This window comes from Rhodovulum steppense, assembly GCF_004339675.1.
Classification (GTDB): Bacteria; Pseudomonadota; Alphaproteobacteria; order Rhodobacterales; family Rhodobacteraceae; genus Rhodovulum; species Rhodovulum steppense.
The window spans coordinates 12,018-37,078 of the sequence record NZ_SLVM01000021.1; the positions used below are offsets into that span (position 1 = coordinate 12,018).

The 25,061-nt window shown below is 67.2% G+C and carries 24 protein-coding genes; 7 read left to right on the forward strand and 17 right to left on the reverse strand.

Translation table 11 applies throughout. The annotated features are described in order from the left end of the window. Positions 1-9: 9 nt before the first annotated feature. The 6 genes from EV216_RS13305 to EV216_RS13330 form a co-directional block, all read right to left on the reverse strand. Positions 10-819, reverse strand: coding sequence for a ParA family protein (locus EV216_RS13305; RefSeq protein ID WP_132696024.1), 810 nt, complete (start codon positions 817-819; stop codon positions 10-12). Continuing rightward, a complete protein-coding gene (gene rsmG, locus EV216_RS13310; RefSeq protein ID WP_132696025.1) occupies positions 812-1,432 on the reverse strand; it encodes a 16S rRNA (guanine(527)-N(7))-methyltransferase RsmG in 621 nt (206 codons plus the stop codon). The genes EV216_RS13305 and rsmG overlap by 8 nt, the downstream gene beginning before the upstream one ends. Next, the gene (mnmG, locus tag EV216_RS13315; protein ID WP_132696026.1) at positions 1,429-3,303 is read right to left on the reverse strand and encodes a tRNA uridine-5-carboxymethylaminomethyl(34) synthesis enzyme MnmG; all 1,875 of its coding nucleotides are present in this window, start codon (positions 3,301-3,303) and stop codon (positions 1,429-1,431) included. The genes rsmG and mnmG overlap by 4 nt, the downstream gene beginning before the upstream one ends. Before the next feature lie 3 nt (positions 3,304-3,306). Beyond that, on the reverse strand, positions 3,307-4,596 hold the full coding sequence (gene mnmE / locus EV216_RS13320; protein ID WP_132696027.1) for a tRNA uridine-5-carboxymethylaminomethyl(34) synthesis GTPase MnmE: 1,290 nt from the start codon (positions 4,594-4,596) through the stop codon (positions 3,307-3,309). Positions 4,597-4,618: 22 nt separating this feature from the next. Next, positions 4,619-5,890, reverse strand: a complete 1,272-nt coding sequence (rho, locus tag EV216_RS13325) for a transcription termination factor Rho (RefSeq protein WP_132696028.1) — start codon at positions 5,888-5,890, stop codon at positions 4,619-4,621. A 115-nt stretch (positions 5,891-6,005) separates the two neighbouring features. Then, positions 6,006-6,455 carry a CopD family protein gene (locus EV216_RS13330; protein ID WP_132696029.1) on the reverse strand — a complete coding sequence of 150 codons (450 nt, stop codon included), beginning with the start codon at positions 6,453-6,455 and terminating at the stop codon, positions 6,006-6,008. A gap of 423 nt (positions 6,456-6,878) precedes the next feature. Between EV216_RS13330 and EV216_RS13335 the strand changes: the two genes are divergently transcribed. Genes EV216_RS13335 through dnaQ form a run of 4 tightly spaced genes read left to right on the forward strand, consistent with a single transcriptional unit; the run spans position 6,879 to position 9,589 of the window. After that, entirely contained in the window at positions 6,879-7,478 is a 600-nt protein-coding gene (locus tag EV216_RS13335) for a Maf family protein (RefSeq protein WP_132696030.1), read from the forward strand. Then, positions 7,475-8,308, forward strand: a complete 834-nt coding sequence (locus EV216_RS13340; RefSeq protein WP_132696031.1) for a shikimate dehydrogenase — start codon at positions 7,475-7,477, stop codon at positions 8,306-8,308. The genes EV216_RS13335 and EV216_RS13340 overlap by 4 nt, the downstream gene beginning before the upstream one ends. Beyond that, on the forward strand, positions 8,305-8,904 hold the full coding sequence (gene coaE / locus EV216_RS13345; protein WP_132696032.1) for a dephospho-CoA kinase: 600 nt from the start codon (positions 8,305-8,307) through the stop codon (positions 8,902-8,904). Before EV216_RS13340 ends, coaE begins: the two co-directional genes overlap by 4 nt. After that, the gene (dnaQ, locus tag EV216_RS13350) at positions 8,897-9,589 is read left to right on the forward strand and encodes a DNA polymerase III subunit epsilon (RefSeq protein WP_132696033.1); all 693 of its coding nucleotides are present in this window, start codon (positions 8,897-8,899) and stop codon (positions 9,587-9,589) included. The genes coaE and dnaQ overlap by 8 nt, the downstream gene beginning before the upstream one ends. Before the next feature lie 4 nt (positions 9,590-9,593). Here the strand turns inward: dnaQ and secB are convergent, their stop codons facing one another. Continuing rightward, complete coding sequence (secB, locus tag EV216_RS13355) at positions 9,594-10,109, reverse strand: protein-export chaperone SecB (protein ID WP_132696034.1); 516 nt, start codon at positions 10,107-10,109, stop codon at positions 9,594-9,596. Positions 10,110-10,166: 57 nt separating this feature from the next. Continuing rightward, positions 10,167-10,652, reverse strand: coding sequence for an FxsA family protein (locus EV216_RS13360; RefSeq protein ID WP_132696035.1), 486 nt, complete (start codon positions 10,650-10,652; stop codon positions 10,167-10,169). A 105-nt stretch (positions 10,653-10,757) separates the two neighbouring features. Between EV216_RS13360 and EV216_RS13365 the strand changes: the two genes are divergently transcribed. Genes EV216_RS13365 through EV216_RS13375 form a run of 3 tightly spaced genes read left to right on the forward strand, consistent with a single transcriptional unit; the run spans position 10,758 to position 13,037 of the window. Then, a complete protein-coding gene (locus tag EV216_RS13365; RefSeq protein WP_132696036.1) occupies positions 10,758-11,426 on the forward strand; it encodes a Tim44/TimA family putative adaptor protein in 669 nt (222 codons plus the stop codon). Next, entirely contained in the window at positions 11,423-12,454 is a 1,032-nt protein-coding gene (mltA, locus tag EV216_RS13370; RefSeq protein ID WP_132696037.1) for a murein transglycosylase A, read from the forward strand. Before EV216_RS13365 ends, mltA begins: the two co-directional genes overlap by 4 nt. 4 nt (positions 12,455-12,458) lie before the next feature. Further along, entirely contained in the window at positions 12,459-13,037 is a 579-nt protein-coding gene (locus EV216_RS13375; protein WP_132696038.1) for a Smr/MutS family protein, read from the forward strand. 4 nt (positions 13,038-13,041) lie between these two features. On the opposite strand, the gene EV216_RS13380 is transcribed toward EV216_RS13375, so the two are convergent. From EV216_RS13380 to tsaE, 9 genes are all read right to left on the reverse strand, one after another. Further along, positions 13,042-14,145, reverse strand: coding sequence for an alpha/beta hydrolase (locus EV216_RS13380; protein WP_132696039.1), 1,104 nt, complete (start codon positions 14,143-14,145; stop codon positions 13,042-13,044). A 21-nt stretch (positions 14,146-14,166) separates the two neighbouring features. Further along, positions 14,167-15,477, reverse strand: coding sequence for an ATP-dependent protease ATPase subunit HslU (gene hslU / locus EV216_RS13385; RefSeq protein ID WP_132696040.1), 1,311 nt, complete (start codon positions 15,475-15,477; stop codon positions 14,167-14,169). Beyond that, entirely contained in the window at positions 15,474-16,034 is a 561-nt protein-coding gene (gene hslV, locus EV216_RS13390) for an ATP-dependent protease subunit HslV (protein WP_132696041.1), read from the reverse strand. The genes hslU and hslV overlap by 4 nt, the downstream gene beginning before the upstream one ends. Positions 16,035-16,150: 116 nt before the next feature. Continuing rightward, a complete protein-coding gene (gene trxA, locus EV216_RS13395; protein ID WP_132696042.1) occupies positions 16,151-16,471 on the reverse strand; it encodes a thioredoxin in 321 nt (106 codons plus the stop codon). 59 nt (positions 16,472-16,530) lie between these two features. Beyond that, positions 16,531-19,905, reverse strand: a complete 3,375-nt coding sequence (gene addA / locus EV216_RS13400) for a double-strand break repair helicase AddA (protein WP_132696043.1) — start codon at positions 19,903-19,905, stop codon at positions 16,531-16,533. Further along, complete coding sequence (gene addB / locus EV216_RS13405) at positions 19,902-22,844, reverse strand: double-strand break repair protein AddB (protein WP_132696044.1); 2,943 nt, start codon at positions 22,842-22,844, stop codon at positions 19,902-19,904. Before addB ends, addA begins: the two co-directional genes overlap by 4 nt. Then, complete coding sequence (locus tag EV216_RS13410) at positions 22,837-23,523, reverse strand: nucleotidyltransferase family protein (RefSeq protein ID WP_132696045.1); 687 nt, start codon at positions 23,521-23,523, stop codon at positions 22,837-22,839. The genes addB and EV216_RS13410 overlap by 8 nt, the downstream gene beginning before the upstream one ends. After that, the gene (locus EV216_RS13415) at positions 23,508-24,518 is read right to left on the reverse strand and encodes an aminoglycoside phosphotransferase family protein (RefSeq protein WP_132696046.1); all 1,011 of its coding nucleotides are present in this window, start codon (positions 24,516-24,518) and stop codon (positions 23,508-23,510) included. Before EV216_RS13415 ends, EV216_RS13410 begins: the two co-directional genes overlap by 16 nt. Further along, on the reverse strand, positions 24,511-25,026 hold the full coding sequence (tsaE, locus tag EV216_RS13420) for a tRNA (adenosine(37)-N6)-threonylcarbamoyltransferase complex ATPase subunit type 1 TsaE (RefSeq protein ID WP_132696047.1): 516 nt from the start codon (positions 25,024-25,026) through the stop codon (positions 24,511-24,513). Before tsaE ends, EV216_RS13415 begins: the two co-directional genes overlap by 8 nt. Positions 25,027-25,061 lie beyond the last annotated feature (35 nt).

Below are 25,061 nucleotides of genomic sequence, written 5' to 3' on the forward strand. Positions count from 1 at the left end.
CTCCCAACATCATGCGGTTACGGCTGGTTTAAACCCCAATATCTCGCGTGCCAAGGCCCGGTAAGCCTGCGCGCCCTTGGACATGGGATCGTAGCTCAACACCGGCATGGAAAAAGACGGCGCCTCACTCACCCGCACGTTCCGCGGAATCACGGTCTGGAACACCAGATCGCCCAGATAGGCCCGCGCGTCATTCTCGACCTGCTGGGACAGGTTGTTACGACGGTCGGTCATTGTCATCACGACCCCCTCGATTCGCAGCGAGGGATTCGCGGTCTGGCGCAGCTCGCGAATCGTCAACATGAGTTGCGACAGCCCCTCGAGCGCGAAGAACTCGCTTTGCAGCGGCACCAGAACCGAATGCGCGGCAACCATCGCGTTGACGGTCAGCAGGTTCAGCGAGGGCGGACAGTCGATCAGCACGAAATCCAGCCCAAAGGCGTCGATTGCGGGCTGGCGCAGCGCGTCATGCAGCAGGAAACTGCGCTTTTCATTCGCGACCATCTCGATATCGGCCGAACTGAGATCGGTGGTTCCGGGCGCGATCAACAGGCCGTCGATCTCGGTCTTCACCACGATCTGATCCAGCGGTGCCTCTTCCAGCAGCAGGTCATAGGTGGTGCGCGTCCGCTGTCCGGCCTCGATCCCCAGCCCGGTCGAGGCGTTGCCCTGCGGGTCGATATCGACGACCAGCACCTTGCGCCCCTCTTCGACCAGCGCAGCGGCCAGGTTGATCGCGGTCGTGGTCTTGCCGACGCCGCCCTTCTGGTTGGCCACGGCAATGATCTTCGGGCCTTTGGGACGCGTCGGATCAGACACGGGCGATGCCTCCGATTTTCAGGATGACGGCCTGGGAGTCGGTCGTGCTGGGGATCTTCTGAACGTCGAACTGCCAGGATGCAAGCGCGTCGTCCAGTTCTTCTTCATGGCGCGCGCCCTTGGGGAAAAGCGCGATGCCGCCATGCGCCAGATGCCGGTCGGCAAAGTCCAGAAGCTGGTTCAGCGGCGCCAGGGCGCGTGCCGAGACCACGTCCGCCTGTCGCGATGGCACGGTCTCGATCCGGCTTGCGAAAACGGTCACATTATCAAGGCCAAGCTCCTGCGCCGCTGTCCGCAGGAACACGGCTTTGCGCTGATCGCTTTCGATCAGGTCAACCGCCAGATCCGGCGCGCCTTCGGCGGCCAGGATCGCGATGACCAGGCCGGGAAAGCCGCCGCCGCTGCCCAGGTCGGTCCAGCGTCGCGCGCCATTCGGCAAATGGCTGAAAAGCTGCGCGGAATCAACGATATGTCGGCTTTCCAGAACGTCGAGCGTCGCGCGCGAAACCAGGTTGATTGCCGGGTTCCACTTCCGCAGCAGAGCAGCAAGGTGGTCAAGCCGGTCCGATGTTTCACGTGAAACATCGGAAATTCCCCCGGGCGACGCCGTCATGCCGAGCGCTGCTCGATCTGCCGCAACCGGGCAAGGATCAGCGTCAGGGCGGCCGGTGTCATCCCCTCGAGTCGCGCCGCCTGCGCCAGGGTTTCCGGTCGGGCCGCCATCAACTTGCCCTTCAACTCGTTCGACAGCCCGTCAATGCGGTCATAAGGGAAATCATTCGGCAAGGCATGCGCCTCGTCGCGCCGCATCGCCTGCACGTCCTGTTCCTGACGGCGGATGTAATTCGCATAAAGCGCGTCCCGCTCCAACTGGGCCGCAACCTCTGCATCAACCGCTGCAAGGGATGGGTCCAGCGTCAGGAGATCCGCAAAGCGGACGTCAGGAAAGGCCAGCAGGTCGAAACCGCTGCGCCGGTTTCCATCGGCGTTCACCCTGATTCCGGCCGCCGATATCTCGCGCGGCGTGAGCGACATGGCGTCCAATTGTCCCCGCGCCCGCGCCATCCGCTCCATCTTGTCAGCAAAGACCTGCGCGCGCTCTGCCCCGATGCATCCCAGTTCCAGACCCAGCGGAGTCAGCCGCTGATCGGCATTGTCGGCCCGCAAGGACAGCCGGAACTCGGCCCGCGAGGTGAACATCCGGTAGGGTTCGCTGACGCCGCGGATCACGAGATCGTCGATCATCACGCCGATATAGCTGCTTGTCCGGGTGAATTGCGCCGGACCCTCGCTCCGCACATGGCGCGCAGCATTCAGCCCGGCAACCAGCCCCTGCGCCGCGGCCTCTTCATAGCCCGTGGTGCCGTTGATCTGCCCGGCAAGATACAGCCCCGGCACGTCGCGCAATTCCAGCGTGCTGCGCAGCGCGCGGGGATCGACATAATCATACTCGATCGCGTAGCCGGGTTGCAGGATCACCGCGTTCTCAAGCCCAGCAATGGAGCGGACATAGGCCTGCTGCACCTCTTCGGGGAGCGAGGTCGAAATGCCGTTGGGATAGACGGTCGGATCGTCCAGCCCCTCGGGTTCGAGGAAGATCTGATGCGATTCCTTGTCGGCGAACCGCACGATCTTGTCCTCGATCGAGGGGCAATAGCGCGGCCCGACCCCTTCGATATGCCCCCCATACATCGCCGAGCGCGACAGGTTCTGGCGGATGATCTCATGCGTTTGCGCATTGGTGTGGGTGATACCGCAGGAGACTTGCGGCAGGTGCAGCCCTTTGGAAAGAAAGGAGAAAAGCACCGGCTCTTGGTCGCCGGGCTGACCCTCCAGACGATCCCAGTCAATCGTGCGGCCATCCAGGCGCGGCGGCGTGCCCGTCTTGAGCCGACCCAGCGGCAGGCCGAAACTGTCGATCCTTTCGGCCAATGGCACGGATGGACGGTCGCCCATCCGACCGCCCGGGAACTGCCGGTCGCCGATATGGATAACCCCGCGCAGGAAGGTGCCTGTGGTCAGCACCACCGCGCCCGCGGCGATCTCGGCCCCATCCGCCAGCCGGAGCCCGACGATCCGCTCGGCGGCTTCGATCAGGTCCGCAACCTCCGCCTCGAGGATCGTCAGGTTCGGCACGGCGGACAGCGCCGCCTGAACGGCCTCGCGATAGGCCCGTCGGTCGGCCTGGGCGCGTGGCCCCTGCACGGCCGGCCCCTTGCGGCGGTTCAACAGACGGAACTGGATGCCCGCGCGATCCGCGGCCTGTCCCATGATTCCATCCAGCGCATCGACCTCACGCACCAGATGGCCCTTGCCCAGCCCGCCGATGGCCGGATTGCAGGACATCACGCCAATCGCGTCGCGGCGCAGCGTGATCAGCGCGACCCGGACGCCAAGGCGCGCGGCGGCATGGGCGGCCTCGGCCCCGGCATGACCGCCCCCCACGACAACGACATCGAAGTCGCGATGTTTCACGTGAAACACTCCTCACTTCCCAAGGCAGAACCGCGCGAAGATCTCGTCCAGCACCTGCTCCACATCGACACGGCCAACAAGGGAATCAAGAGCACGAATTGCACGGTGCAGATCCTCGGCGGCCAGTTCCGCCGCGTCCATTCCCAGCGATAGCCGATTCTGCGCCTCGGCAATAGATTCGCCTGCGCGAAGCATCGCCATACGATGCCGCTCCCGCGTGGCGGTTTCGGCACGGGCCGCGCGGGTTTCGAGGAATGCGGTGATCCGCGCAACCAGATCGCCAACGCCCTGACCCGTCTTGCCGGACACCGCGAATTGCCCATCCCTGACAAGATCCGCCTTGCCCCGCACGACGATATCCTCGGGCGCCGGGTCCAACCCCTCGATGCGCCCGGCCTCGTCCAGGAGGAAGACGCGCAGATCGGCACTCCGCGCCCGCGCAATCGCACGTTCGATGCCAATCGTCTCGACCGCGTCGGCACTGTCGCGCAACCCGGCCGTGTCGAGGATCGTCACGGGCAGGCCATTCAGGTCCATCCGAACCTCGATCACATCCCGCGTCGTTCCCGCATGTTCCGACGTGATCGCCGCCTCGCGTCTGGCCAGATGGTTTAAAAGCGTCGATTTTCCGGCGTTCGGGGGACCGACGATAGCAACCTCGAACCCCTCGCGGATGCGCTCGGCCGCCGCGACCCCAGCAATTTCGGCGTCCAGCGATCTGGCGACGCCTTGCAAGAGACCCGCCACTTCGGGCGTCACATCGACGGGCACATCCTCGTCGGCGAAGTCGATCACCGCCTCGAGCAAGGCCGCGGCCCGGATCAGAGCGGACCGCCAACCCTCCGCCTTTTCACCCAACGCCCCGGACAGAACGCGCAAGGCCTGCCGCCGCTGCGCCTCTGTCTCGGCCTCCAGCAGATCGCCCAACCCTTCGACCTGGGCGAGGTCCAGAACCCCGTTCTCCAGCGCGCGGCGGGTGAATTCGCCGGGCTCGGCCATGCGCAGGCCATCCATTTCGCCCAATGTCCGCAACAGCGCGGTCACGGTCGCCGGGCTGCCATGGCAATGCAGTTCGACCACGTCTTCGCCGGTGAAACTGGCCCCCTCTTCGAAACGAAGGACCAGCGCGCTATCCAGAACGTCGCCCTGCGAATCGACCAATCGGCGCAGCCCGGCCCGCCGTGCGGACGGCAGATCTCCCGCCAGCGCCCGCGCCGCGGTCAATGCCTGCGGACCGGAAATGCGTATAACGGCCACGCCGGCCTTTCCGCGCGCCGTCGCCAGGGCGAAGATCGTGTCCATTGTTCACCTCCGGGCGCCGCCCTCAGGTGTTCATCGAATCGAAGAATTCGGAATTGGTCTTGGTCTGCTTCAACTTGGAAATCAGGAACTCGATGGCGTCGGTCGTGCCCATCGGGTTCAGGATGCGCCGCAGGACAAAGGTCTTTTGCAGATCCTTCTGATCGACCAGCAGATCCTCTTTCCGCGTGCCGGATTTCAGGATGTCCATCGCCGGGAAGACCCGCTTGTCCGCCACCTTGCGGTCCAGCACGATCTCGGAGTTGCCGGTGCCCTTGAACTCTTCGAAAATCACCTCGTCCATGCGGCTGCCGGTGTCGATAAGGGCGGTCGCGATGATGGTCAGCGACCCTCCCTCCTCGATATTTCGCGCGGCGCCGAAGAACCGTTTCGGCCGTTGCAGGGCGTTGGCGTCCACACCACCGGTGAGCACCTTGCCCGAGGACGGCACTACGGTGTTGAACGCACGTCCAAGTCTTGTGATCGAATCTAGCAGGATCACAACATCTCGTTTATGTTCGACCAGGCGCTTGGCCTTCTCGATCACCATCTCGGCCACCGCAACGTGACGCGTTGCAGGTTCGTCGAAGGTCGAGGAAATGACCTCGCCCTTCACGGAGCGCTGCATGTCGGTCACCTCTTCGGGGCGTTCGTCGATCAGCAGGACGATCAGATAGGTCTCGGGGTGGTTCGTCTCGATCGAATGGGCGATGTTCTGCAACAGCACCGTCTTCCCGGTGCGCGGCGGCGCAACGATCAGCGCGCGCTGGCCCTTGCCGATGGGCGCCACCAGGTCGATGATCCGGGCCGAGCGGTCCTTGATCGTCGGATCCTCGATTTCCATCTTCAGCCGCTCGTCGGGATAGAGCGGCGTCAGGTTGTCGAAGTTGATCTTGTGCCGCGCGCGGTCGGGATCCTCGAAATTGATGCGCGTGACCTTGGTGATCGCGAAATAGCGCTCGTTCTCGCGCGGGGCGACCATGACCCCGTCGACCGTGTCGCCGGTGCGCAAGGAATGCTGCCGGATCATGTCGGGCGAGACATAGATGTCGTCAGGACCGGGCAGATAGTTCGCCTCGGGCGAGCGCAGGAAGCCGAAGCCGTCCTGCAACACCTCGAGCACGCCCTGGCCCGAGATTTCCCACCCTTCCTCGGCACGCTCCTTCAGGATCGAGAACATCATCTCGCCCTTGCGCATCGTCGAGGCGTTCTCGATCTCCAGCTCCTCGGCCATGGCGAGGAGATCCTTGGGGCTCTTGGCCTTGAGATCGGCGAGGTTCAGGCTTTCCTGGGTCATGGGAATATCGCGACAGGGGCACCCGGAGGCGCGGCTTGCGGAAAAGGGGAATGCGCGTGGCCGGACGGCCCGCTGACCGACGTCAATAGAACCCGGACCGGCCCGAGTCAATCTTTCAGAATTTCAGGACCACCGCGAAGACGATCACGAGCATCAGAAGCGTCGGCACCTCGTTCATCATCCGGTAGCTGCGCCCGGTGCGCGTGTTGGTGCCCGCAAGGAATTCCTTGCGCCGCAGGCCCAGCCACATGTGGAACCAGGTCATCCCGATCACCGCCGCGCCCTTGGCATAGGGCCAGACCGATCCCCAGTCGACGATCCCCGGCGTGAAGACCAGCGCAAGACCGAAGACCCAGACCAGGATGATCGAGGGATTCATGATGTAGCGGTAGAGCTTCATCTCCATGACCTTGAAAACCTCGTCGGTCTCGCTGCCCACGGCTGCGCGTTCGACGTGATAGACGAAGATCCGTGGCAGGTAGAAAAGGCCGGCCATCCAGGTCAGCACCACGATGATGTGCAGCGACTTGGTCCAGGGATAGTAGGACGCCAGGAACTCGGCCATTCTCTCACTCCAGCGCAGGATCCGATCGCGCCCCTTCTAAGGGAATAAGGAAAGAAAAGAAAAGATGATGTTTTTGTAGGGGCTGTGGGTTCTGGGGATTACCGATCCCTCCCCGACTCTGTCCACAGGGACACGGATGTTGAAAAGCGTGTTGGTATCTTCGGGACATCGGGGAAACATGATAAAAATCAATATTTAACAATACTTTAGATATAGTTAATCCGATACGGATCTGTGGATGTCGGGGGATTGTTCCGGTCGGGGCGAGTCCCTCACAGGACCGGGATGCGACGATCCACCGTGGATCGACAGGGCCCTTGGCTTGACTTTTTCCCGACCGACCGGCACCTCGGAGGCTCTGGGGCGGCTTGTTCCACCACATGCGAAAACCGTTCCTACGATTTTCCACAGGGTTCTACCGAGATGTCCGAACGCGTGATCCTTGCTTCCGGCTCGCCGATCCGGCGACAGCTTCTCGAACGGGCAGGTCTGGTGTTCGAGGCGATGCCGCTTTCCGTCGACGAGGCCGCGATCCGCGAGGGTCTGGAGGCCGAGGGCGCCGCCCCCGCCGAGATCGCTGAGACGCTGGCAGCCTTCAAGGCCGAACGCGCCGCGGCCAAGGCACCCGAGGCGCTGGTGATCGGCTGCGATCAGGTTCTGGTCCATCGCGGCCGGGTCCTGGGCAAGCCCGCCTCGATGGATGAGGCGCGCGCGCAATTGCGGACCTTGCGTGGCGGCCCGCATGAATTGCTGTCAGCTATCGTCATCTATGACGACCTCAAGCCGCTCTGGCGCCATGTCGGCCGGGTCAAGCTGACCATGCGCCCCTTTTCGGACGCCTACCTGGAAGACTATCTCGACCGCAACTGGCATGGCGTGCGTGACGCAGTCGGCGCCTACAAGATCGAGGAAGAGGGGATCCGGCTGTTCTCGCGCATCGAAGGGGACTATTTCGACATCCTGGGGTTGCCCCTTCTGCCGCTTCTGACCTTTCTGACCACGCGCGGAGCGTTGATGGCATGAGTGAAAAGATACCGCTGGCCGGGCTGATCGGCTCTCCGGTTGACCATTCCAAGTCACCGCTGCTCCATCGGCACTGGCTGGAACGCTACGGGATCCGGGGCTATTACATTCCCATGGATGTCGCGCAGGCCGACCTGAAGGAGGTTCTGGCCGCCCTGCCGCGCATGGGTTTCGTCGGGGTGAACGTGACCATCCCGCACAAGGAGACGATCCTGGGCCTTGCCGATCTGGTGTCCGACCGGGCGGCGCTGATCGGGGCGGCGAACACGCTGATCTTCCGCGCCGATGGCAAGGTGCATGCCGACAATACCGACGGAATCGGCTTCATCGAGAACCTGCGCCAGGGCGCGCCGGGCTGGGATCCGGCGGCGGGGCCGGCCGCGATCCTCGGCGCTGGCGGGGCCGCACGGGCGGTCATCGCGGCGCTCTCCGAACAGGGCGTGCGCGAGATCCGCGTCAGCAACCGCACCAGATCCCGCGCCGAGGCTCTGCGCGCCGAGTTCGGTCCCAAGATCGTTGTCCATGACTGGGTGCAGGCCGCCGGAATGATCGAGGGCGCGGCGACCGTGGTGAACACCACCTCGCTGGGCATGGTGGGCAAGTCGGAGTTCCGCGTGCCGCTGGATGCGCTCAGCCCCGGCGCGGTGGTCTCGGACCTGGTCTACACGCCGCTCGAAACCACATTCCTCGCCGAGGCGCGGGCGCGGGGCTGCATCGCGGTGGACGGGCTGGGCATGTTGTTGCACCAGGCCGCGCCCGGTTTCGAACGCTGGTTCGGCCGTCGCCCCGAGGTGGACGCCGCCGCCCGCGCGGTGTTGCTGGCGGAATGAGCGGGCGTCCTTTCCTGATGGGCCTGACGGGATCCATCGGGATGGGGAAATCGACGACCGCGGACATTTTCCGTGCGCTGGGCGTGCCGGTCTGGGATGCCGATGCGGCGGTTCACCGGCTCTATGGCCCGGGCGGGGCCGCCATTCCCGCCATTGCCGCGCTTTGCCCCGACGCGGTCGGCCAGGCGGGTGTGGACCGTGCCGCGCTCAAGGACTGGATCTCTCGCGATCCCGGGGCGCTGGCCCGGATCGAGGCCGTGGTTCACCCGCTCGTTGCTGCTGACCGGGCGGCGTTCACAAAGGCGCATGCCGACGCGCCGGTGCTGGTGCTGGATATCCCCCTGCTGTTCGAGACCTGCGCCGAGGACTGGCTTGACGCGGTGCTGGTCGTGACCGCCGCGCCCGCGGTGCAGCGCGCCCGCGTGCTGTCCCGCCCGGGCATGACCGAGGCGCAGTTCGACCTTCTGCTGTCGCGGCAGATGCCCGATGCCGAGAAACGCGCCCGCGCCGACCATGTCATCGAGACGCGCAGCCTTGAACAGACCCGCGCCGAGGTGCAAGCCTTGCTCGACAAGCTGAGGGAACACCATGCGTGAGATCGTTCTCGACACCGAAACCACCGGCTTCGAGCCGTCCGAAGGCCACCGCATCGTGGAAATCGGCGCGGTCGAGCTGTGGAACCACCTGCCCACGGGGCGGACTTATCACCAATATATCAATCCCGAACGCCCGATGCCGCCCGATGCGTTCCAGGTGCATGGGCTGGGCGACGACTTCCTGCGCGACAAGCCCGTGTTCCGGCTGGTGGCCGCCGAGTTCCTGGAATTCGTCGCCGATGCGCGGCTGGTGATCCACAACGCCGCCTTCGACATGAAGTTCCTGAATGCCGAACTGGACTGGGTCGGCCTGCCCGTCATCCCGTGGGAGCGGGCCCTGGACACGCTGGCGATGGCACGGCAGAAATTTCCGGGCTCGCCCGCCTCGCTGGATGCGCTGTGCCGACGGTTCGGGATCGACAACTCGGCGCGCGAAAAGCACGGCGCGCTCCTCGATTCCGAGATCCTGGCCGAGGTCTATCTGGAACTTGTCGGCGGGCGGCAACCCGACCTTGTGCTGTCTTCAGGCCCAGCTGCCGGGACCGACGCCGCGACGGGCGGAGAATGGCGCCCCCGCCCCCGTCCAAAATCGCTGCCCCCCCGACTGACAGAGGAGGAGGCAGCGGCGCATGCCGCCTTTGTCGAGGGCCTGGGTGACAAGGCCCTCTGGCGGCAGTTCGGCTAGACCGTCAGGCCGTTCCGCCATTGCCCACATTCGGGGCCGGCTGGGCCTCCTGCGCCCGGCGGGCGATTTCCTGCCTGTAGAGCGCCACGAAATCCACAGGTTCCAGGTTCAGCGGCGGGAAGCCGCCATCGCGCGTCATGTCGGACACGATGCGGCGGATATAGGGGAACAACATCCGCGGGCATTCGATCAGCAGGAACGGGTGAAGCTGGTCTTCGGGCACGTTCTCGACATGGAAGACCCCGCCATAGTCGATCTCCAGCAGGAACAGCGTCGCCCCGTCGTTCTTGTTCTTCGAGTTGATCGTGAACTTGCAGATGATCTCGAACTGATGCTCGGTGGGACGCTTGCGTGCATCCAGCCCGACCTGAACGCTGATATCGGGCGTGACCTCGCCCTGCACGCCCTTCTGGACAAGGACGTTCTCGAACGAGAGGTCGCGGATATACTGGCCGAGGATTTGCATCCGCACTTGGGGCGGTTGCTGTGCGCCCGCGCCGTTGCCTTCGGTCTCGCTCATGATGTGCTCCTGGCGAATGTTTCGTCGCGATCCGATTAGCAGCTTGGGTGCATCGGCTCAATGCTGTGTCCAGCCCGATCGGCCGCGCGGCTGGTCGTCTCCGGACCTCAGCTCTTCGAATTCGCCCTCGATCACGTCGCCATGGGTCTGTGCGCGGGGCCGGGGGCCGGGGTCTGCGCCATATGTCATGCTCTGGACGACGATCCGTTGCGACAGCCAGCGATAGGCCGCGGCGCGCACGGGCGGCATCAGCAGCGCAAAACCCACGGCATCGGTAAAGAAACCAGGCGTCAGCAGCAGCGCGCCGGCAAAGAGAATCATCGCCCCATGGGCCAGCGGTTCGGCCGGATCGCGCAATTCCCGAAACGAATTGCGAAGCTGCGCCATCGCCATCGCGCCTTGCTGGCGGATCAGCAAGGTGCCGATCACCGCGGTCAGGACGACAATGGCCAGCGTGGCCCACAGACCGATCGCACCGCCCACCTGAATGAACAGGGCGATCTCGATCAGCGGCACACACAGGAAGAGAACGAAAATCCACATCTGGAAACCCCGACGAACCGCGCAGGTAGACTTGACCCTGCACCTGCCTTACATAAGTCCGGTAATGTTCAGATACAAAGACTGACGGCACGCTGCGAGGTCACCATGGGCTCTGCCATCATCCAACTTCTGGTTCTCGCGGGGATTGCCGTGTTCCTGATCCTGCGCCTGCGATCGGTGCTCGGCACGCGCGAGGGTTTCGAGAAGCCGCCCTTGTCGATGCCCGACCCGGCATCGCGCCGTTCGGATTCGCGCCGCGAGTTCGAGGTGATCCAGGGCGGTGTCGACAGCGACATCACCGATCACGTTCCTGATGGCAGCCCGGCGGCCAAGGCGCTGGCGGCCATGAAGATGGCCGAGCCCGGCTTTTCGGTGGGCGAGTTCCTGCATGGCGCGCGCGGGGCCTATGAAATGATCCTTATGGCCTTCGAGCGGGGCGAACTTGAAGAGGTTGAATCCTTCCTCGCCCCCGAGGTTCTGGACAGCTTTGCCGAAGTGGTCCGGCTGCGCGAGGATCAGGGCCTGACGGTCGAGGCGAATTTCGTCGGCGTGCGCGAGCTTGCGCTGAAGGATGCCACCTTCGACCGCGATACCGGAGAGGCCGAACTGGTCGTGAAATTCGTGGGCGAACTGACCTCTGTCGTGCGCAACCTCGCGGGCGACGTGGTCGAGGGCAGCCCCAGCGAGATCAAGCGCCAGCGCGATATCTGGACCTTCGCCCGACGGATGGGGGTCGACGACCCGAACTGGCAGCTTGTCGCCACGGGCGAATGATCCGTGGCCTGGGCGCGGCGGCCTGTCTGGCGCTTGCGATGAGCGCGGGGCCCGCGCGGCCCGATCTGCCGGTCGAAATCCTGCGGTTCTCCGATCTCAAGGGCTGGGAACGGGACGACCACGCCACCGCGCTTGCCGTTTTTCGTGAAACCTGCCTTGATCTGCCCGACCTTACCTGGTCATCGCTTTGCGCGGTCGCCGAACACGAGCAGGATGCGCGCCGTTTTTTCGAACTGTTCTTTCGGCCCGTGCTGATCGGCGGCAACAGCCCGGCATTATTTACCGGCTATTTCGAACCCGAACTCGAGGGCGCGCGCCGCCCCGATGCGCGCTTTCGCTACCCGGTCTATCGCACCCCACCGGACCTGATCCAGGGCGAGCCATGGCATTCCCGGCGCGAGATCGAGGAAGACGGCGTCCTGCGGGGCCGTGGGCTGGAAATCGCCTGGCTCGACGATCCGGTGGATGTCTTCTTCCTTCAGGTGCAGGGTTCGGGCCGCATCCGGCTGAACGACGGCGCGACGCTTCGGATCGGCTATGGCGGCAAGAACGGCCATCAGTATCGTTCGATCGGGCAGGAACTGGTGCGCCGCGGCATCTATGAACCGCACCAGGTTTCGGCTCAGGTGATCCGGTCCTGGGTGCGCCGTAACCCCGAGGAGGGGCGCGCGCTGCTGCATCACAACCCCTCCTTCGTGTTCTTCCGCGAACTCGATCAGTTGCCCGCCGACAAGGGGCCGCTGGGCGCGATGAATCGCTCGATCACGCCGATGCGCACCATTGCCGTCGATCCCGCCTTTGTGCCGCTGGGTGCGCCCGTGTGGATCGAAAAGGGTGGCCGCGCGCCGCTGCATCGGTTGATGGTGGCGCAGGACACCGGGTCGGCGATCAAGGGGGCGCAGCGGGCCGACATCTTTTATGGCACGGGCAAGGCGGCGGGCGAAAGGGCCGGGCGCATCCGTGACCGCGGACGCATGATCGTGCTTTTGCCGATCGAGACCGCGCTTGCCCTGTTGCCCGAGGGCTAGGCCGGTGGTCCGCCGCCGTTCCGGCCAACTGAGCGGCGAGGATCGCGCGCTGTGGGATCTCGTCGCCCGGCGCACCCGTCCCCTGCCGGGCAAGCGACCCGGGCCCGCGCCCGAACCGGGCGAACCCAAAGAGCCGCCCGCCGCCCCGTCCCCGGGCCCCGCCCCGATTGCCCCTTTCCGCATCGGCGCGCGGGCGAACGGAACCGCGACATCCGCCCCGCCCTCGGACGCGGCGATCCGCATGGACCGCAAGGCGTTCAACCGGCTCAAGGGCGGCAAGCTGTCGCCCGAGGCGCGCATCGACCTGCATGGCATGACGCTGGCCGAGGCGCATCCGGCGCTGACCGGCTTCATCCTGCGCGCCCAGGCTGAGGGGCGGCGACTGGTGCTTGTCATCACCGGCAAGGGACAGGGGCCGGACGGCGATGGTCCGATCCCCGAGCGTCGCGGTGTGCTCAGGCGGCAGGTTCCGCACTGGCTGCACCAGCCGCCGCTGGCCGCCGCGGTGCTGCAGGTCGCGCAGGCGCATCGGCGTCATGGCGGCGATGGGGCGGTTTACGTCTATCTGCGCCGCCCCCGCTGAGCCGTCATTGCCGGGCCAGCGCGGTCAGAGGCGACAGGATGACCGCGGTTGCGTTCTGCACGGTGATGACCGTGCCCGGCAACAACCCCGGCCGCCCGGCCGCGCCCGAGTCGAACGCCTGTTGCAGCGTCGGCACGTCGCGCAGCAACCGGAACAGGTCGGGCGAGGTGCCGGCCGTGAAATGGCCCATCCCGGTCGAGAACCCGGTCACGTCCAACACCGTGACATTCAGATCGGCCACGTCGGCGACATTCCGGATATTGCCCAGCCGGTCTCGTTGGCCCGACAGCCGGGCAGACAATGACAGAGCCCGGTCGCGTTGCGAGGTGAAGACGACCACGCTTTGCGGCATCGCGTCGATATCGCGGACCTGCGCGCGGAACACGTCCACGTCGATATCCGGCGAGAGCAGGATCAGCCCGTCGATCTCGCGTGCGACGCGCCCGGGGTTGGCCAGCGCCATGTGGCGCAGGGTCTCCATCGTCAGCAGGCCGCCCATCGAATGGGCAACGATCAGCAACTCGTCGGGGCGGGCCGCGATCAGCGCCTCCAGCAATTCGGCGAACCCCCTGCGCGCGAACAGCGCGCTGTCGCGGTCATGGGCATAGCCGAAGGGGCTGGCGGCGCTGGGCCAGGAATAATGCACCGCGACCCCCTCGATCCCGAAATCATGGGCCAGCTGCGCCGAGCGATAGAGACCTTCGGCGAAATTCGTGTTGAACCCATGGACGAAAACGACCGCCGCCCGCTTTCCCCTGGGCCGTGCGGCGATATCGCGGGCCAGTGCCGCGGTGAAAGCGGAGGGGTGATCGAACAATCGGGCCGAACGCATCAGGAACTGGCGCCCTGGATCGGGCTGGCCCTTGGGATAGGCTATCTCGCCCGGTGCCCGGTTCGGAGGGATGGAAACCGTGAACGCGTCAAAGTCGAGCTCTTCGGACCGGGTATTTGCGAACAGCCGCCCGGCATCCGCCATGCGCGTCGTGCCGACATAGACGATCCGCTCGACCGTCCCGGGTGTCGCTTCGGGCGCCATGGCCACCATACCGCGTGCCGCACAGCCCGCCAGCGCGACAAGGCACAGGAGCATGGCGATCTGTCGCAGCACGGGCAGCCCCAGCGGCCGGGATCAGAGAATGTAGCGCGTCACATCGGCCGACCGTGTCAGCGCCCCGAGATTCTTCTCGACGAAATCGGCATTCACTTCAACCGCCTCGCCGCCGCGATCGGGGGCGGTGAAGCTCAGTTCCTCGAACACCCGCTCCATCACCGTGTAAAGCCGCCGCGCGCCGATATTCTCGACGCTTTCATTCACCTCGGCCGCGATCCGCGCCAGCGCCGCGATGCCATCCTCGGTGAAGGTGACATTGACCTTCTCGGTCTCCATCAGGGCCGCGTATTGCCGGGTCAGCGCGTTTTCGGTTTCGGTCAGGATGCGGACGAAATCGGCCTCGGTCAGCGCGCGCAGCTCGACCCGGATCGGCAACCGGCCCTGCAATTCGGGCAACAGGTCGGACGGCTTGGCGATGTGGAAGGCGCCCGAGGCGATGAACAGGATATGGTCGGTCTTGACCGGGCCGTGCTTGGTGGAAACCGTCGTGCCCTCGATCAGCGGCAGCAGGTCGCGCTGCACCCCCTCGCGGCTGACATCGGCGCCGCGCGTGTCGGAGCGCGCGCAGACCTTGTCGATCTCGTCCAGGAACACGATGCCGTTTTCCTGCACCGCCTCCAGCGCCGTGCGCGTCACCGTCTCGTCATCCAGAAGCTTGTCGGCCTCTTCCGAGATCAGGATCTCGTAGCTGTCGCGCACCGTCATCCTGCGCCGCACCCTGCGCCCGCCGAACGCCTTGCCGAACAGATCGCCCAGCGACATCATCCCGCCGCCCTGGCCGGGTGGCATTCCGGGGATCTCCATCATCGGCAGCGGGTTCGAGGTGTCCGCCACCTCAAGCTCGATCATCGTCTCGTCCAGCTCGCCGCGTTTCAGCTTGCCGCGAAACATCTCACGCGTCTGTTCGCGGGCGTCCGTCCCGGCGATGGCCTCGATCACCCGTTCCTCCGCGGCCAGATGCGCCGCGGCCTTGACCTCGTCGCGCATCCAGTCGCGGGTCTGGGCGATCGCGCTGTCCACCAGATCGCGGATGATCTGTTCCACGTCGCGCCCGACATAGCCGACCTCGGTGAACTTGGTCGCCTCGACCTTGATGAAGGGCGCGCGGGCCAGCCGGGCAAGGCGGCGCGAGATCTCGGTCTTGCCGACGCCGGTGGGGCCGATCATCAGGATGTTCTTGGGGTAGACTTCTTCGCGCAGGTCGTCGGCCAATTGCTTGCGCCGCCAGCGATTGCGCAGCGCGACGGCCACGGCGCGCTTGGCGTCGTTCTGCCCGATGATGAAGCGATCCAGTTCCGAGACGATCTCGCGGGGGGTCAGGTCGGTCATTTCGAAATCGTCTCCACCGTCAGGTTGCCATTCGTGTAGACGCAGATATCGGCCGCGATCGCCATGGCCTTGCGGGCGACCTCTTCGGCCGAAAGCTCGGTGTTCTCGATCAGCCCGCGGGCAGCGGCCAGCGCGTAATTCCCGCCCGAGCCGATGGCCGCCACGTCATGTTCGGGTGACAGGACATCGCCCGCGCCGGTGATGACATACAACTCGGCCCCGTCGCTGACGATCAGCATGGCTTCCAGCTTTTGCAGGTACTTGTCGGTGCGCCAGTCCTTGGCCAGTTCCACCGCCGCGCGCTGCAACTGGCCCGGCGTCGCTTCCAGCTTGGTTTCCAGCCGTTCCAGCAGGGTAAAGGCATCCGCGGTGGATCCGGCAAAGCCCGCCACAACGTCATAGCCGCCGGGGGACAGCCTGCGCACCTTGCGCGCGGTGCCCTTGATGACGGTCTGACCCAGGCTCACCTGCCCATCGCCCGCGATGACCACCTGCCCGCCGCGCTTGACGCCGATGATCGTCGTGCCGTGCCAGCCGGGAAACTCGTCTCTTGCCATGGGCGCCCTCCGTGCCTTGCGCTTCGGCGCATATATGTGCCCGATGCTGCCCCACAAGGCGCGCAACAGAAAGGGGCGCCGCAGCGCCCCATTGTCTCAGTCCCCGGCGTGTCGGCTCAGACCGACTCTTCAATCCAGCCTTTCAGCGCGGCCTTGGGCGCGGCGCCGATCTTGTTGGAGACGATTTGCCCGTCCTTGAACAGGAACAGCGCCGGGATGCCGCGCACGCCCATCTGGGCGGGGGTGTTTGGGTTGTCGTCCACGTTCACCTTGACGATCTTGACCTTGCCCTCGTACTCGTCCGCCAGTTCTTCCAGCGCCGGGCCGATCTGCTTGCAGGGCCCGCACCATTCCGCCCAGAAATCCACAACCACGGGGATGTCGGAATTGCGCACCTCGGTATCGAAGGTATCGTCGGTGACGGCATGGGTCGGCATCGGGTCTCTCCTTGGAACCTGCGATCGTTGCGGGACAGTAAGAAGCGGGGGATGGGCCGTCAAGGCAGGGCCGCGCGGGCAAGCGCCGCCTTGCCCAGGGCCTCGGGGATGGGCATCAGCAGCCCCGTGCGCGTCCACAGGATCGCAGTTTCGATCCGTTTGCCGGGATGGATCGCTGCCAGAGCATGACCATAGGCGCCCATCTGCCGCAAAAGCCCCTCGGGCGCATCCTCGGGCCGGTCGGGGATCAGGGCGTTGGTCTTGAAATCGACCGCGCAAACGTGATCGGCTCCGACGATCAGCCGGTCGATGGTGCCGCGCAGGGGGCGGCCGTTCAGGTCGGCGGAAAACGGCACCTCGGCCAGCGTGCCGGGGGCAAAGACGGGAGCGAGCCGCGGATCGGCCAGCAGCGCCTCGGCTTCGGCGCGCTGGCTGTCGATCCCGGCCTCGGGGGCGGGTGGATCGCAGCGGGACAGCAGCGCGCGGGCAAGCGCCGGGCGGTTGGCAGGCGGGCCATCGGGCAGGTGTTCCAGCAGCAGGTGCAGCCATGTGCCCCGCGCCATCGCCGCCTCGGCCGCCAGCCCGCCAGCCTCGCCCGGCATCACCTTGGCCCCGCCCAGATCAGACGGCGAGAGCGGCTGCGCCGGGCGCGGCGGGCGCACGGCCTCGCGCTGCGTCCAATCGGGCAGCGCCAGGGCCGGCGCCGGTGCCGGGCGCTCGTCCGCCGCGGCGCCGCCCCAATCGCCCAGCTCGTAGCGCTGCCCGGTCGCAAAGCCGAAATCCCAGGTCACTGGCCCCGCGCGGTCCAGCCCCGCCGCGATCCGGCTGTACCAATCGCTGCCTTCCTTGGTCAGCTTGCCCGCCGCGGCGACGATCAGCCATTGCTCGGCCCGCGTCATCGCGACGTAAAGCAGCCGGGCGCGTTCCTCCTCCTCGCGCCGCACCCGCGCCTCATGCGCCGCGGCCAGCGCGGGCGGGCGGTCCTCGGCGGGCGTCTTCCAGGCGATGCTGCCATTTTCCAGCAGGTATAGCTGGTCTTGGATGCGCACTTGCCGGGCTGCCGTATCGGGCAGGATCACCACCGGCGCCTCAAGCCCCTTGGCGCCATGCACGGTCATCACCCGCAGCCGGTTTCCCGCGGAATCGAGCTGGCGCTTGATCTCGACCTCGTCGCTTTCAAGCCAGCCCAGGAACCCGGTCAGCGAGGGTACCTCGGTCCGCTCATAGGCCAGCGCCTGCGCGAGCAGCGCGTCGATCCCGTCCTCGGCCTCGTCGCCCAGTCGGGCGATCAGGCGGCGGCGGCCGTCATGGCGGGTCAGGATGCGTTCCAGCAATTCGTAGGGCCGCAGGAAATCGGCCTCGTCGCGCAACGCGGTCAGGATGGATTTCGTCTCTGTTCCGGCCCAATCCGCATCGCGAAGCGCCTGCCACAGCCAGGCATGGCCTCGCCCCGCGGCCAGCCGGTAAAGTGCTGCCTCGTCCCAGCCGAACAGCGGCGAGCGCAGCGCGCAGGCCAGCGACAGGTCGTCCTCGGGCAGCGCGAGAAAGGACAGCAACGCGGTCAGATCGCGCACCGCCAGTTCGCCGCCGATCTTCAGCCGGTCGGCGCCCGCCACATCCAGCCCCTCGGCCTTGCAGGCGCGGATGATCTCGTGGAACAGGTCCGACCGCCGCTGCACCAGGATCAGAAAATCCCCCTCGCGCAGCTTGCGCCGCCTGAAGCCGCCCTGCTCCTTGACCGCAATCGTCTCGCCCCGGTCGATCATCCCCCGGATCGCGCCCGCCACCTGCCGGGCCAGCCGGACCGTGTGATGCTCCTCGGCCAGCATGTCGACCGGCTCTGCCCAGTCGCCCGCCTCGGGCTTTTCGCTGTCCTCGACCACCGGCCAGAGATCGACGCGCCCCGGCAGATCGGCATGGAACGCCCGGTGCAGCATGTCCCGGTCCAGCCCCTGCCGCGCGCCTTCGGGAAAGGTCAGATCGACCACGTTCAGGATCGCGGGCGAGGACCGGAACGAATAGTCCAGCGTCAGATCGACCAGCGCGCGGTCGATCCCGCGCAACCGCTCGCCAAAGGCGGCCTTCATCCGGTCGAACCCGCCCGGATCGGCGCCCTGGAAGGAATAGATCGACTGTTTCTTGTCGCCGACGACGAATATCGTCCGCTCGACCCCTTCGCGCGCGCCGCGCCCGGCGGTGAACTCCTGCGCCAGCAACTCGATCACTGCCCATTGCGCGGGGCTGGTGTCCTGCGCCTCGTCCACCAGGATGTGGTCCAGCCCGCCATCTAGCCGGAACAGCACCCATTGCGCAACACCCGGATCGGTCAGCAGCGCGCGCGCCTTCAGGATCAGGTCGTCGAAATCGAGCCAGCCATGGGCCTGTTTGCGCTGGGCATAGCGCGGCAGGAACGCGGCGGCAAAGCGGTGCAGCGCCAGCGTCCGTTCGGCGGCGGCCAGTGCGACGCGGTGCGGGCGCGCGGCCTCTACCCTGGCCATCAGCGCGTGCAGATCGTCCAGCGCGGGGCCAAGGGCGGCCTGCGTCGCCTTGGTGGGAAAGGCCCCGATCTTGGCCGAAAACGGCTGCTTGGCGCCCGAGCCGGTCAGGAAGACCGCCTCAAGCCCCGCCAGAAGCGTCGGATCGCGCCGGGTCAGGTCCAGCGCGGCAAGGCGCACCGCATCCTTCTGATCGCTCGAGCTTCCCCCACGCAGGGCGGGCAGCAGCGATGCCATCAGATCGGCCTCGGTCCCCGTCAGGACCTGCGCCATCAAGGCCGCCGCATCGAACCCCGGCGCCAGCCCGAACAGCCGCCAGATCGCATCCGCATCCCCCGCCCCGGAAAAGCGGTCGCGCTGTCCCGCGATCTCGGCGGTCAGGGCGTCTAGGTCTTCGTCGGTGTGGAACCGCGCTAGCCCGGCAAAGACCGCCGCCTCCGGCCCCTCGGCCATCTCCTCGACGATCTCGGCCCGCAGACGCCGCGCCGCGCGGTCGTCCATCTCGGCGAATTGCGGCGAGACGCCCGCCTCCAGCGGGAACCGCCGCAAGAGGGACGCGCAGAAGGAATGGATGGTCTGGATCTTCAGGCCACCGGGCGTCTCGATCGCGCGCGCGAAAAGCCGCCGCGCCTCGCGCAGCAGTGCGGCCTCTATCGGGCCGTCCACGCCAAGTTCGTGCAGCGCGTGGCGCAGATCGGCATCGCCCAGCATCGCCCAGCCGCCCAGCCGTTCGAACAGCCGGTTCTGCATCTCGCTGGCGGCGGCCTTGGTATAGGTCAGGCACAGGATGCGCTGCGGCGGCACCCGGTTCAGCAAGAGCCGCGCCACCCGGTCGGTCAGCACCCGCGTCTTGCCAGAGCCTGCATTCGCCCCCAGCCAGGTCGAGTTCGCCGGATCCGCCGCCTGAACCTGCCGCTCGGTCGCATCATGGCGCCTCATCCGCCGACCTCCATCGCGAGGGGGGCGTCGGTCTCGTCCCATTCGCCGAAGCGCGACAGCAGGTCGTAATCGGTCCGATCCGTCCGCTTCTGCAACCGGCTGCGGGCGGTGTATCCCTGTTCGGGCCGCGCATAATGCGCGATCAGCCGCCCAAGCTCGGCCCAGGTGCGAGCGACCAGCCCGTTTTCAAGCGGGTTCGTCACGGTTTTCGGCGGGTTGCCGAGGCCCAGATAGCTGACCTCATGCACGGGGGCGGCGGCGATGCCCTCGAACCCGCCGCGTTCGGCGATGCAGGCTTCCAGCAGCAACTGCTTGTCGAAGACTTCCATCGCCTTCTGGCTTGGCGGCGTGCCGGTCTTGTAATCGTAGATCACCAACCGCCCGTCATCGCGCAGGTCGATCCGGTCGGCATTCGCGGTCAGCCGGAACCCGTCGGGCAACGTCACCGCCCCGGAACGCTCGCGGGCGATGCACTGCGCCGCGGCTTGCCGTTTGGCCTCGTCCCGCACGAACCCGGCCGCGACGCGCCCCAACCGCGCCCGCCACAGCGCCCGCGCCGCGGGCCAGGGCGCATCCTCGGCCAGAACGGCATCGGCCAACGCCATCAGGCGCGCCTCGGCCTGGGTCGGATCGGGGTCAAGCGGCTCGGCCAGGAAGCGTTCCAGAACCTTGTGCAGAACCGTGCCGCGCAGGGGCGCGTCGGCCTGGTGGATCAGCGGGTCGAGCGGTTTCAGCCGCAGGATATGGCGGGCATAGACGGCGTAGGGGTCGCGGATCAACCGCTCGACGGCTGTCACCGACAATTGCGCGGGCCGATCGGCGACAGGCGGCCGGGGCGAGGGGCGCGGGGCGGCCGGGATGGGCGCGGCGGGCCGTTCCAGTGCATCGGCAAGGCGCAGCCATTCTTCGCCGCGGGCCCGCATCGCCTTCAGCGCCTCGGGTCCGCCGGTGACCTTCAGCCCGTCCAGCAGGTTGGTCAGCCGGTTAAGCCAGCGTGCGGGAACGGTCTGTGCCTCGGCATCGCGGATCGCGCGGCTCAGCACGATTTCGGGGGCACAGATCGCCTGCTGGTAATCATGCGCGGCCAGCCCGATCCGCCGCTCGGGCAGCAACAGGCCAAGCTGGGCGCGCATCTGGCGATTGAGCCAGGGATCGGGCGCGGGCGTCTCGGGCCAGGAGCCTTCGTTCAGCCCGGCCAGGATCACCAGATCGGCCCCCTGAACGCGGGCTTCGAGCGTGCCCCAGATCATGATGCCGGGATGCGGTTCGGGGGCCGAGCGGACCTCGTGCTCGCGCAGGATGGCGTCGAACAGGGCGGCGTAATCGGCGGGCGACATCTCGCCCCCGGCGTCGGCTTCGGCCCGCAGGGCATCGCACGCGGCAAGCGCGACCTCGCCCGCAGCCTCGGCCCAAAGCGCGCCGCTGTTGGTGCCGTCATGTCCGCCGGCCAGTGCCTCGGCCAATGCCAGATGACGCGCGACATGGGCCGATAAAGGCTCTGTTCCGGCCCGATCCAGCCCGTCAAGCGCCGCGCCCAGCCATGCGGCCCAGGCCACCCGACCATCCGCACGCCCCTTGCCCGCCCAGTCGCCCAGCGCCGCGCCATCGGGAAAGGCCGGGCCGTTACGGCGCAGATGCAGCTCAAGCTCGCGCGTCCAAAGCAGATGCTGCGCCCGCTGCCCCAGGCCCGAGGCGGTCAGCGGATGCTTGAGCAGCGCCAGCAGTCCCGCCACCGTCAGCCGCTGGCCGAACAGCGCCGCCACCTGCCGCAGGAACCGGCCCGGCGGCGACAGCGGCAGCGGCATCCCCCCGCTGTCGTCGGGCAGGACGCCCCAGCGGTCCAGCGCGGCGGCGACCTGCCGGGTCAGGGTGCGGTTCGGGGTGATGAGCGCCGCGGTTCGTCCGGCCTCGGCCGCCTCGCGCAGCCGCAAGGCGACGGCCAGCGCCTCGGCCCGCGGCGAGGGTGCCTCGATCAGGGCCATGCGGGCGGTGGCCTCGTCCAGATCCGCGAGGCGCGGACCCTCGTCCATCCATTGATCCGTCACCGGCGCAGGCCGCAGCGAGAGCGAGACCAGCCGGTTGCGCGCCGGGCATGGCGGGGGGGCATCGGCATGCCAGGGCTGCACCGCCGCCGCGTCCATCTCCAACCCGTCGAGCAGGCGGCGGAACCGGTATTGCGGATGATCCTCTGCCGCCAGCGCCTCGTCGAGGCTGGCCCAGGTCGCGCCCGGCATGTCGAAATCGAAACCCGGCAGGACCACCGCCCCCTGCGGCAGCCGCGCAACCGCCGCCATGAACAGCGCCGTCGCGCCCCGCGACCCCGTGCTGCCCGCAACGATCACCGGATGCCCGGGCGGATCGGTCCGCCACCGCGCGGCCAGCCGTTGCGCCGCCATCCGTTGACGGGCGCCGTCATTGCCGCGCGCCGTCGGGTCGGGGCCGAGATAGGCATCGACCAGACCCAGAAACCGCCGCGAGCGTGCCCAATGCGCCGACAGATCGCCCATGTCGAGACGGTCCAGCGCCTGCGGATCCACGCCCTCGGCCAGCATCTCGTCCATCAGCCGCGCCAGGTTGTCGGCAAGGTCGAAGATCGAACTGCGCGGCGCGAGTTCCGGTTCGATTTCCAGAAGTTTGCCCACAAGCGTCGCAAGTTCCAGCTTGCGGCGCAGCGGCGAGGGGGGCGCGGGCAGCTCGGCCAGCACCGGATGGCTGCCCAGTTCGGCCACCAGCCGAATGCGGGGCCAAAGCCGCGGGGGGCTGGCGGCCAGCAGATCCTGCAAGCGCCGCCGCATGCGTTGGGTGTTCACCCAGATTTCCATCCGCGCCCAGGCATCGGGCGGGGCATCGGCCATCCGGTTCTCAAGCCCGGCCAGAAACGCGGCCGGGAAATCGGCGCCCGGCGGCAGGCCGAACAGGCTGGGTCCGTTGTCAGCCATCGTGCGCCCCGGCCAGCATTGCTTCTGCTTCGGCGATGCCGCCCGGATGGCCGACATCGCACCAGCCGCCCGCATGCAGGACGCCGAACAGCCGCCCCGCGGCAATCGCGCGGTCCCAGACGCGGTTGAGCGAGAATGTCTCCTCGGCGATGTCGCCCAACAGATCCGTCCGGACGATCTGCGCCCCGGTATAGACCGATGGTCCCGCGCGGCTGACCCGGCCTTCGGCGTCCAGCGCGAAATCGCCCGTGCCGCGATAGCCGCGCGCCGCGTCGGCCGCGACCAGCAGCAAGAGCGCGTCCATGCGGTCCGGATCCCATGCGTCGGCCAGCCGACGCAGCGGGTTCGGCCCGGTCCAGATCGCGTCACTGTTCAGCGTGAAGACGGTGTCCGCGCCCAGAAGCGGCAGCGCCTTGCGCAGCCCGCCGCCGGTGTCGAGGATCGCGCCCGCCTCGTGCGAGATCGCGACGCCGCGGCCCGACAGATGCGCGTGAAGCTGCTCGGCCCGGTAATGGGTGTTGACGACGATCCGGGCGATCCCGGCATCCGTTGCCAGATCCAGCGCATGGTCGATCAGCGCGCGGCCCGCGACCGCGATCAGGGGTTTCGGCCGGTCGGCGGTCAGCGCGCCCATGCGCGTGCCGAACCCGGCGGCGAACAGCATCAGCGCATCGGGCATTTTCGGGCGATCCGGTCAAGGCGGTCGGGCTCGGGCGACGGGATCAGGTCCAGCACCTGCGCGCGCAAGGGGGCAAGGTCGGGATGGGACAGGTCGCACATCAGGTGCCCCCAGACCCGCGGCAGCAGGGGCAGATAGCCGGGCTTGCCATCGCGCAGGCAGAGCCGGGCAAAGACGCCGAGGATGCGCAGGTTGCGCTGCGCGCCCAGCAGGGCATAGGCGCGCTCGAAGGCGTCGGGTGCCGTGCCGGTCGCCGCGACATAGCGCGCCCGCATCCGCGATTGCAGCGCCGGATCGACATCGCGCCGCGCATCCTCCAGCAGCGAGACCAGATCATAGGCCGGGTGCCCGCACAGTGCGTCCTGGAAATCCAGAAGACCGACCCGCGCAACCCCCTGCCGCGCGGGCAGCCAGATCAGGTTCTCGGCGTGATAGTCGCGCAGGATAAGCACGGAGGGCGGCGCATGTTCGGCCAACATCGTCTCTATTTCGGCCCGAAACGCCTCTGACGAACCATCGGGGGCGGGGGCGTCGATGCCCGGCAGATACCACTCGAAGGGCAGGCAGGCGAGCCGCGCCATCGTCGCCGCATCATAGGCGCCAAGGCCCGAAGGGGGCGGCGTGCGGTGCATCTCGGCCAGCAGATCGACCGCGGCGGCATAAAGCGTTTCTTCCTGCGCCGGATCACGGACAGCGACGCGGGCGAAAAGATCGTCGCCCAGATCCTCCAGCAGCAACAGGCCTGCGCCCGGATCGGCTGCCAGGATCGTTGGCGCGGATAGGCCCAAGCCGGACAGATGCCGCGCGATGGCGAGGAAGGGGCGCACATCCTCGCCCCGCTCGGCGGGCGCATCCATCAGCACGGCGGTTCGCAGCCCGTCGGTCAGCCGTTCATAGCGCCGGTTTGAGGCATCACCCGCCAGCGGACGGCGCGCTGCCCCGTCCCAGCCTGCGCCCGACAGGAACGCGGCGATCACGTCGGAACGCTCAGGCATCGAAGGCGATCTCGGCAAGGGCGGCATCCAGCCGGTCCGACCATGCGGGATCGGAGAAGGAAAGAACCGCCTCGCGACTCTCCTCGTCCGCGCCCTGCGCAAGGCGCAGCCGCAACGCCCCCGCCGGCGCAAGATCGCCCAGCCGGTCCGGCCATTCGACAATGCAAAGCGCGGTGCCGAACGCCTCGTCGAGGCCCAGTTCGACCACCTCGTCGGGATGGGACAGGCGGTACAGATCGGCATGCCAGATTTCGATCGGCCCGGCCTGATAGACCTGAACCAGCGTGAAGGTCGGCGAGGGCACGTCCTCGGGCGGCAGGCCCGCGCGGGCACGCAGCGCGCCGATCAGCGCCCGGGAAAACGCCGTCTTGCCCGCGCCGATCGAGCCCTCCAGCAGGATCGTGTCGCCCGCGCGCAGCAACCCGGCCATCCGGTCCGCAAAGGCCCGCATCCCGGCCTCGGAGGCGAGCGTCAGGTGGATTTCAAGGGAGGAAGGGAGGTGCGGCATGAGCGCAGTCTTACGCCCCGTGCCGCGACCCGCAA

Excerpts from the sequence above, each read along its gene's own strand:
- rsmG (WP_132696025.1), bottom strand. The coding sequence starts at position 1,432 with ATGACGGCGTCGCCCGGGGGAATTTCCGATGTTTCACGTGAAACATCG.
- mnmE (WP_132696027.1), bottom strand. The coding sequence starts at position 4,596 with ATGGACACGATCTTCGCCCTGGCGACGGCGCGCGGAAAGGCCGGCGTG.
- rho (WP_132696028.1), bottom strand. The coding sequence starts at position 5,890 with ATGACCCAGGAAAGCCTGAACCTCGCCGATCTCAAGGCCAAGAGCCCC.
- EV216_RS13330 (WP_132696029.1), bottom strand. The coding sequence starts at position 6,455 with ATGGCCGAGTTCCTGGCGTCCTACTATCCCTGGACCAAGTCGCTGCAC.
- EV216_RS13335 (WP_132696030.1), top strand. The coding sequence starts at position 6,879 with ATGTCCGAACGCGTGATCCTTGCTTCCGGCTCGCCGATCCGGCGACAG.
- EV216_RS13340 (WP_132696031.1), top strand. The coding sequence starts at position 7,475 with ATGAGTGAAAAGATACCGCTGGCCGGGCTGATCGGCTCTCCGGTTGAC.
- coaE (WP_132696032.1), top strand. The coding sequence starts at position 8,305 with ATGAGCGGGCGTCCTTTCCTGATGGGCCTGACGGGATCCATCGGGATG.
- dnaQ (WP_132696033.1), top strand. The coding sequence starts at position 8,897 with ATGCGTGAGATCGTTCTCGACACCGAAACCACCGGCTTCGAGCCGTCC.
- secB (WP_132696034.1), bottom strand. The coding sequence starts at position 10,109 with ATGAGCGAGACCGAAGGCAACGGCGCGGGCGCACAGCAACCGCCCCAA.
- EV216_RS13360 (WP_132696035.1), bottom strand. The coding sequence starts at position 10,652 with ATGTGGATTTTCGTTCTCTTCCTGTGTGTGCCGCTGATCGAGATCGCC.
- EV216_RS13365 (WP_132696036.1), top strand. The coding sequence starts at position 10,758 with ATGGGCTCTGCCATCATCCAACTTCTGGTTCTCGCGGGGATTGCCGTG.
- mltA (WP_132696037.1), top strand. The coding sequence starts at position 11,423 with ATGATCCGTGGCCTGGGCGCGGCGGCCTGTCTGGCGCTTGCGATGAGC.
- hslU (WP_132696040.1), bottom strand. The coding sequence starts at position 15,477 with ATGACCGACCTGACCCCCCGCGAGATCGTCTCGGAACTGGATCGCTTC.
- hslV (WP_132696041.1), bottom strand. The coding sequence starts at position 16,034 with ATGGCAAGAGACGAGTTTCCCGGCTGGCACGGCACGACGATCATCGGC.
- trxA (WP_132696042.1), bottom strand. The coding sequence starts at position 16,471 with ATGCCGACCCATGCCGTCACCGACGATACCTTCGATACCGAGGTGCGC.
- addA (WP_132696043.1), bottom strand. The coding sequence starts at position 19,905 with ATGAGGCGCCATGATGCGACCGAGCGGCAGGTTCAGGCGGCGGATCCG.
- addB (WP_132696044.1), bottom strand. The coding sequence starts at position 22,844 with ATGGCTGACAACGGACCCAGCCTGTTCGGCCTGCCGCCGGGCGCCGAT.
- EV216_RS13410 (WP_132696045.1), bottom strand. The coding sequence starts at position 23,523 with ATGCCCGATGCGCTGATGCTGTTCGCCGCCGGGTTCGGCACGCGCATG.
- EV216_RS13415 (WP_132696046.1), bottom strand. The coding sequence starts at position 24,518 with ATGCCTGAGCGTTCCGACGTGATCGCCGCGTTCCTGTCGGGCGCAGGC.
- tsaE (WP_132696047.1), bottom strand. The coding sequence starts at position 25,026 with ATGCCGCACCTCCCTTCCTCCCTTGAAATCCACCTGACGCTCGCCTCC.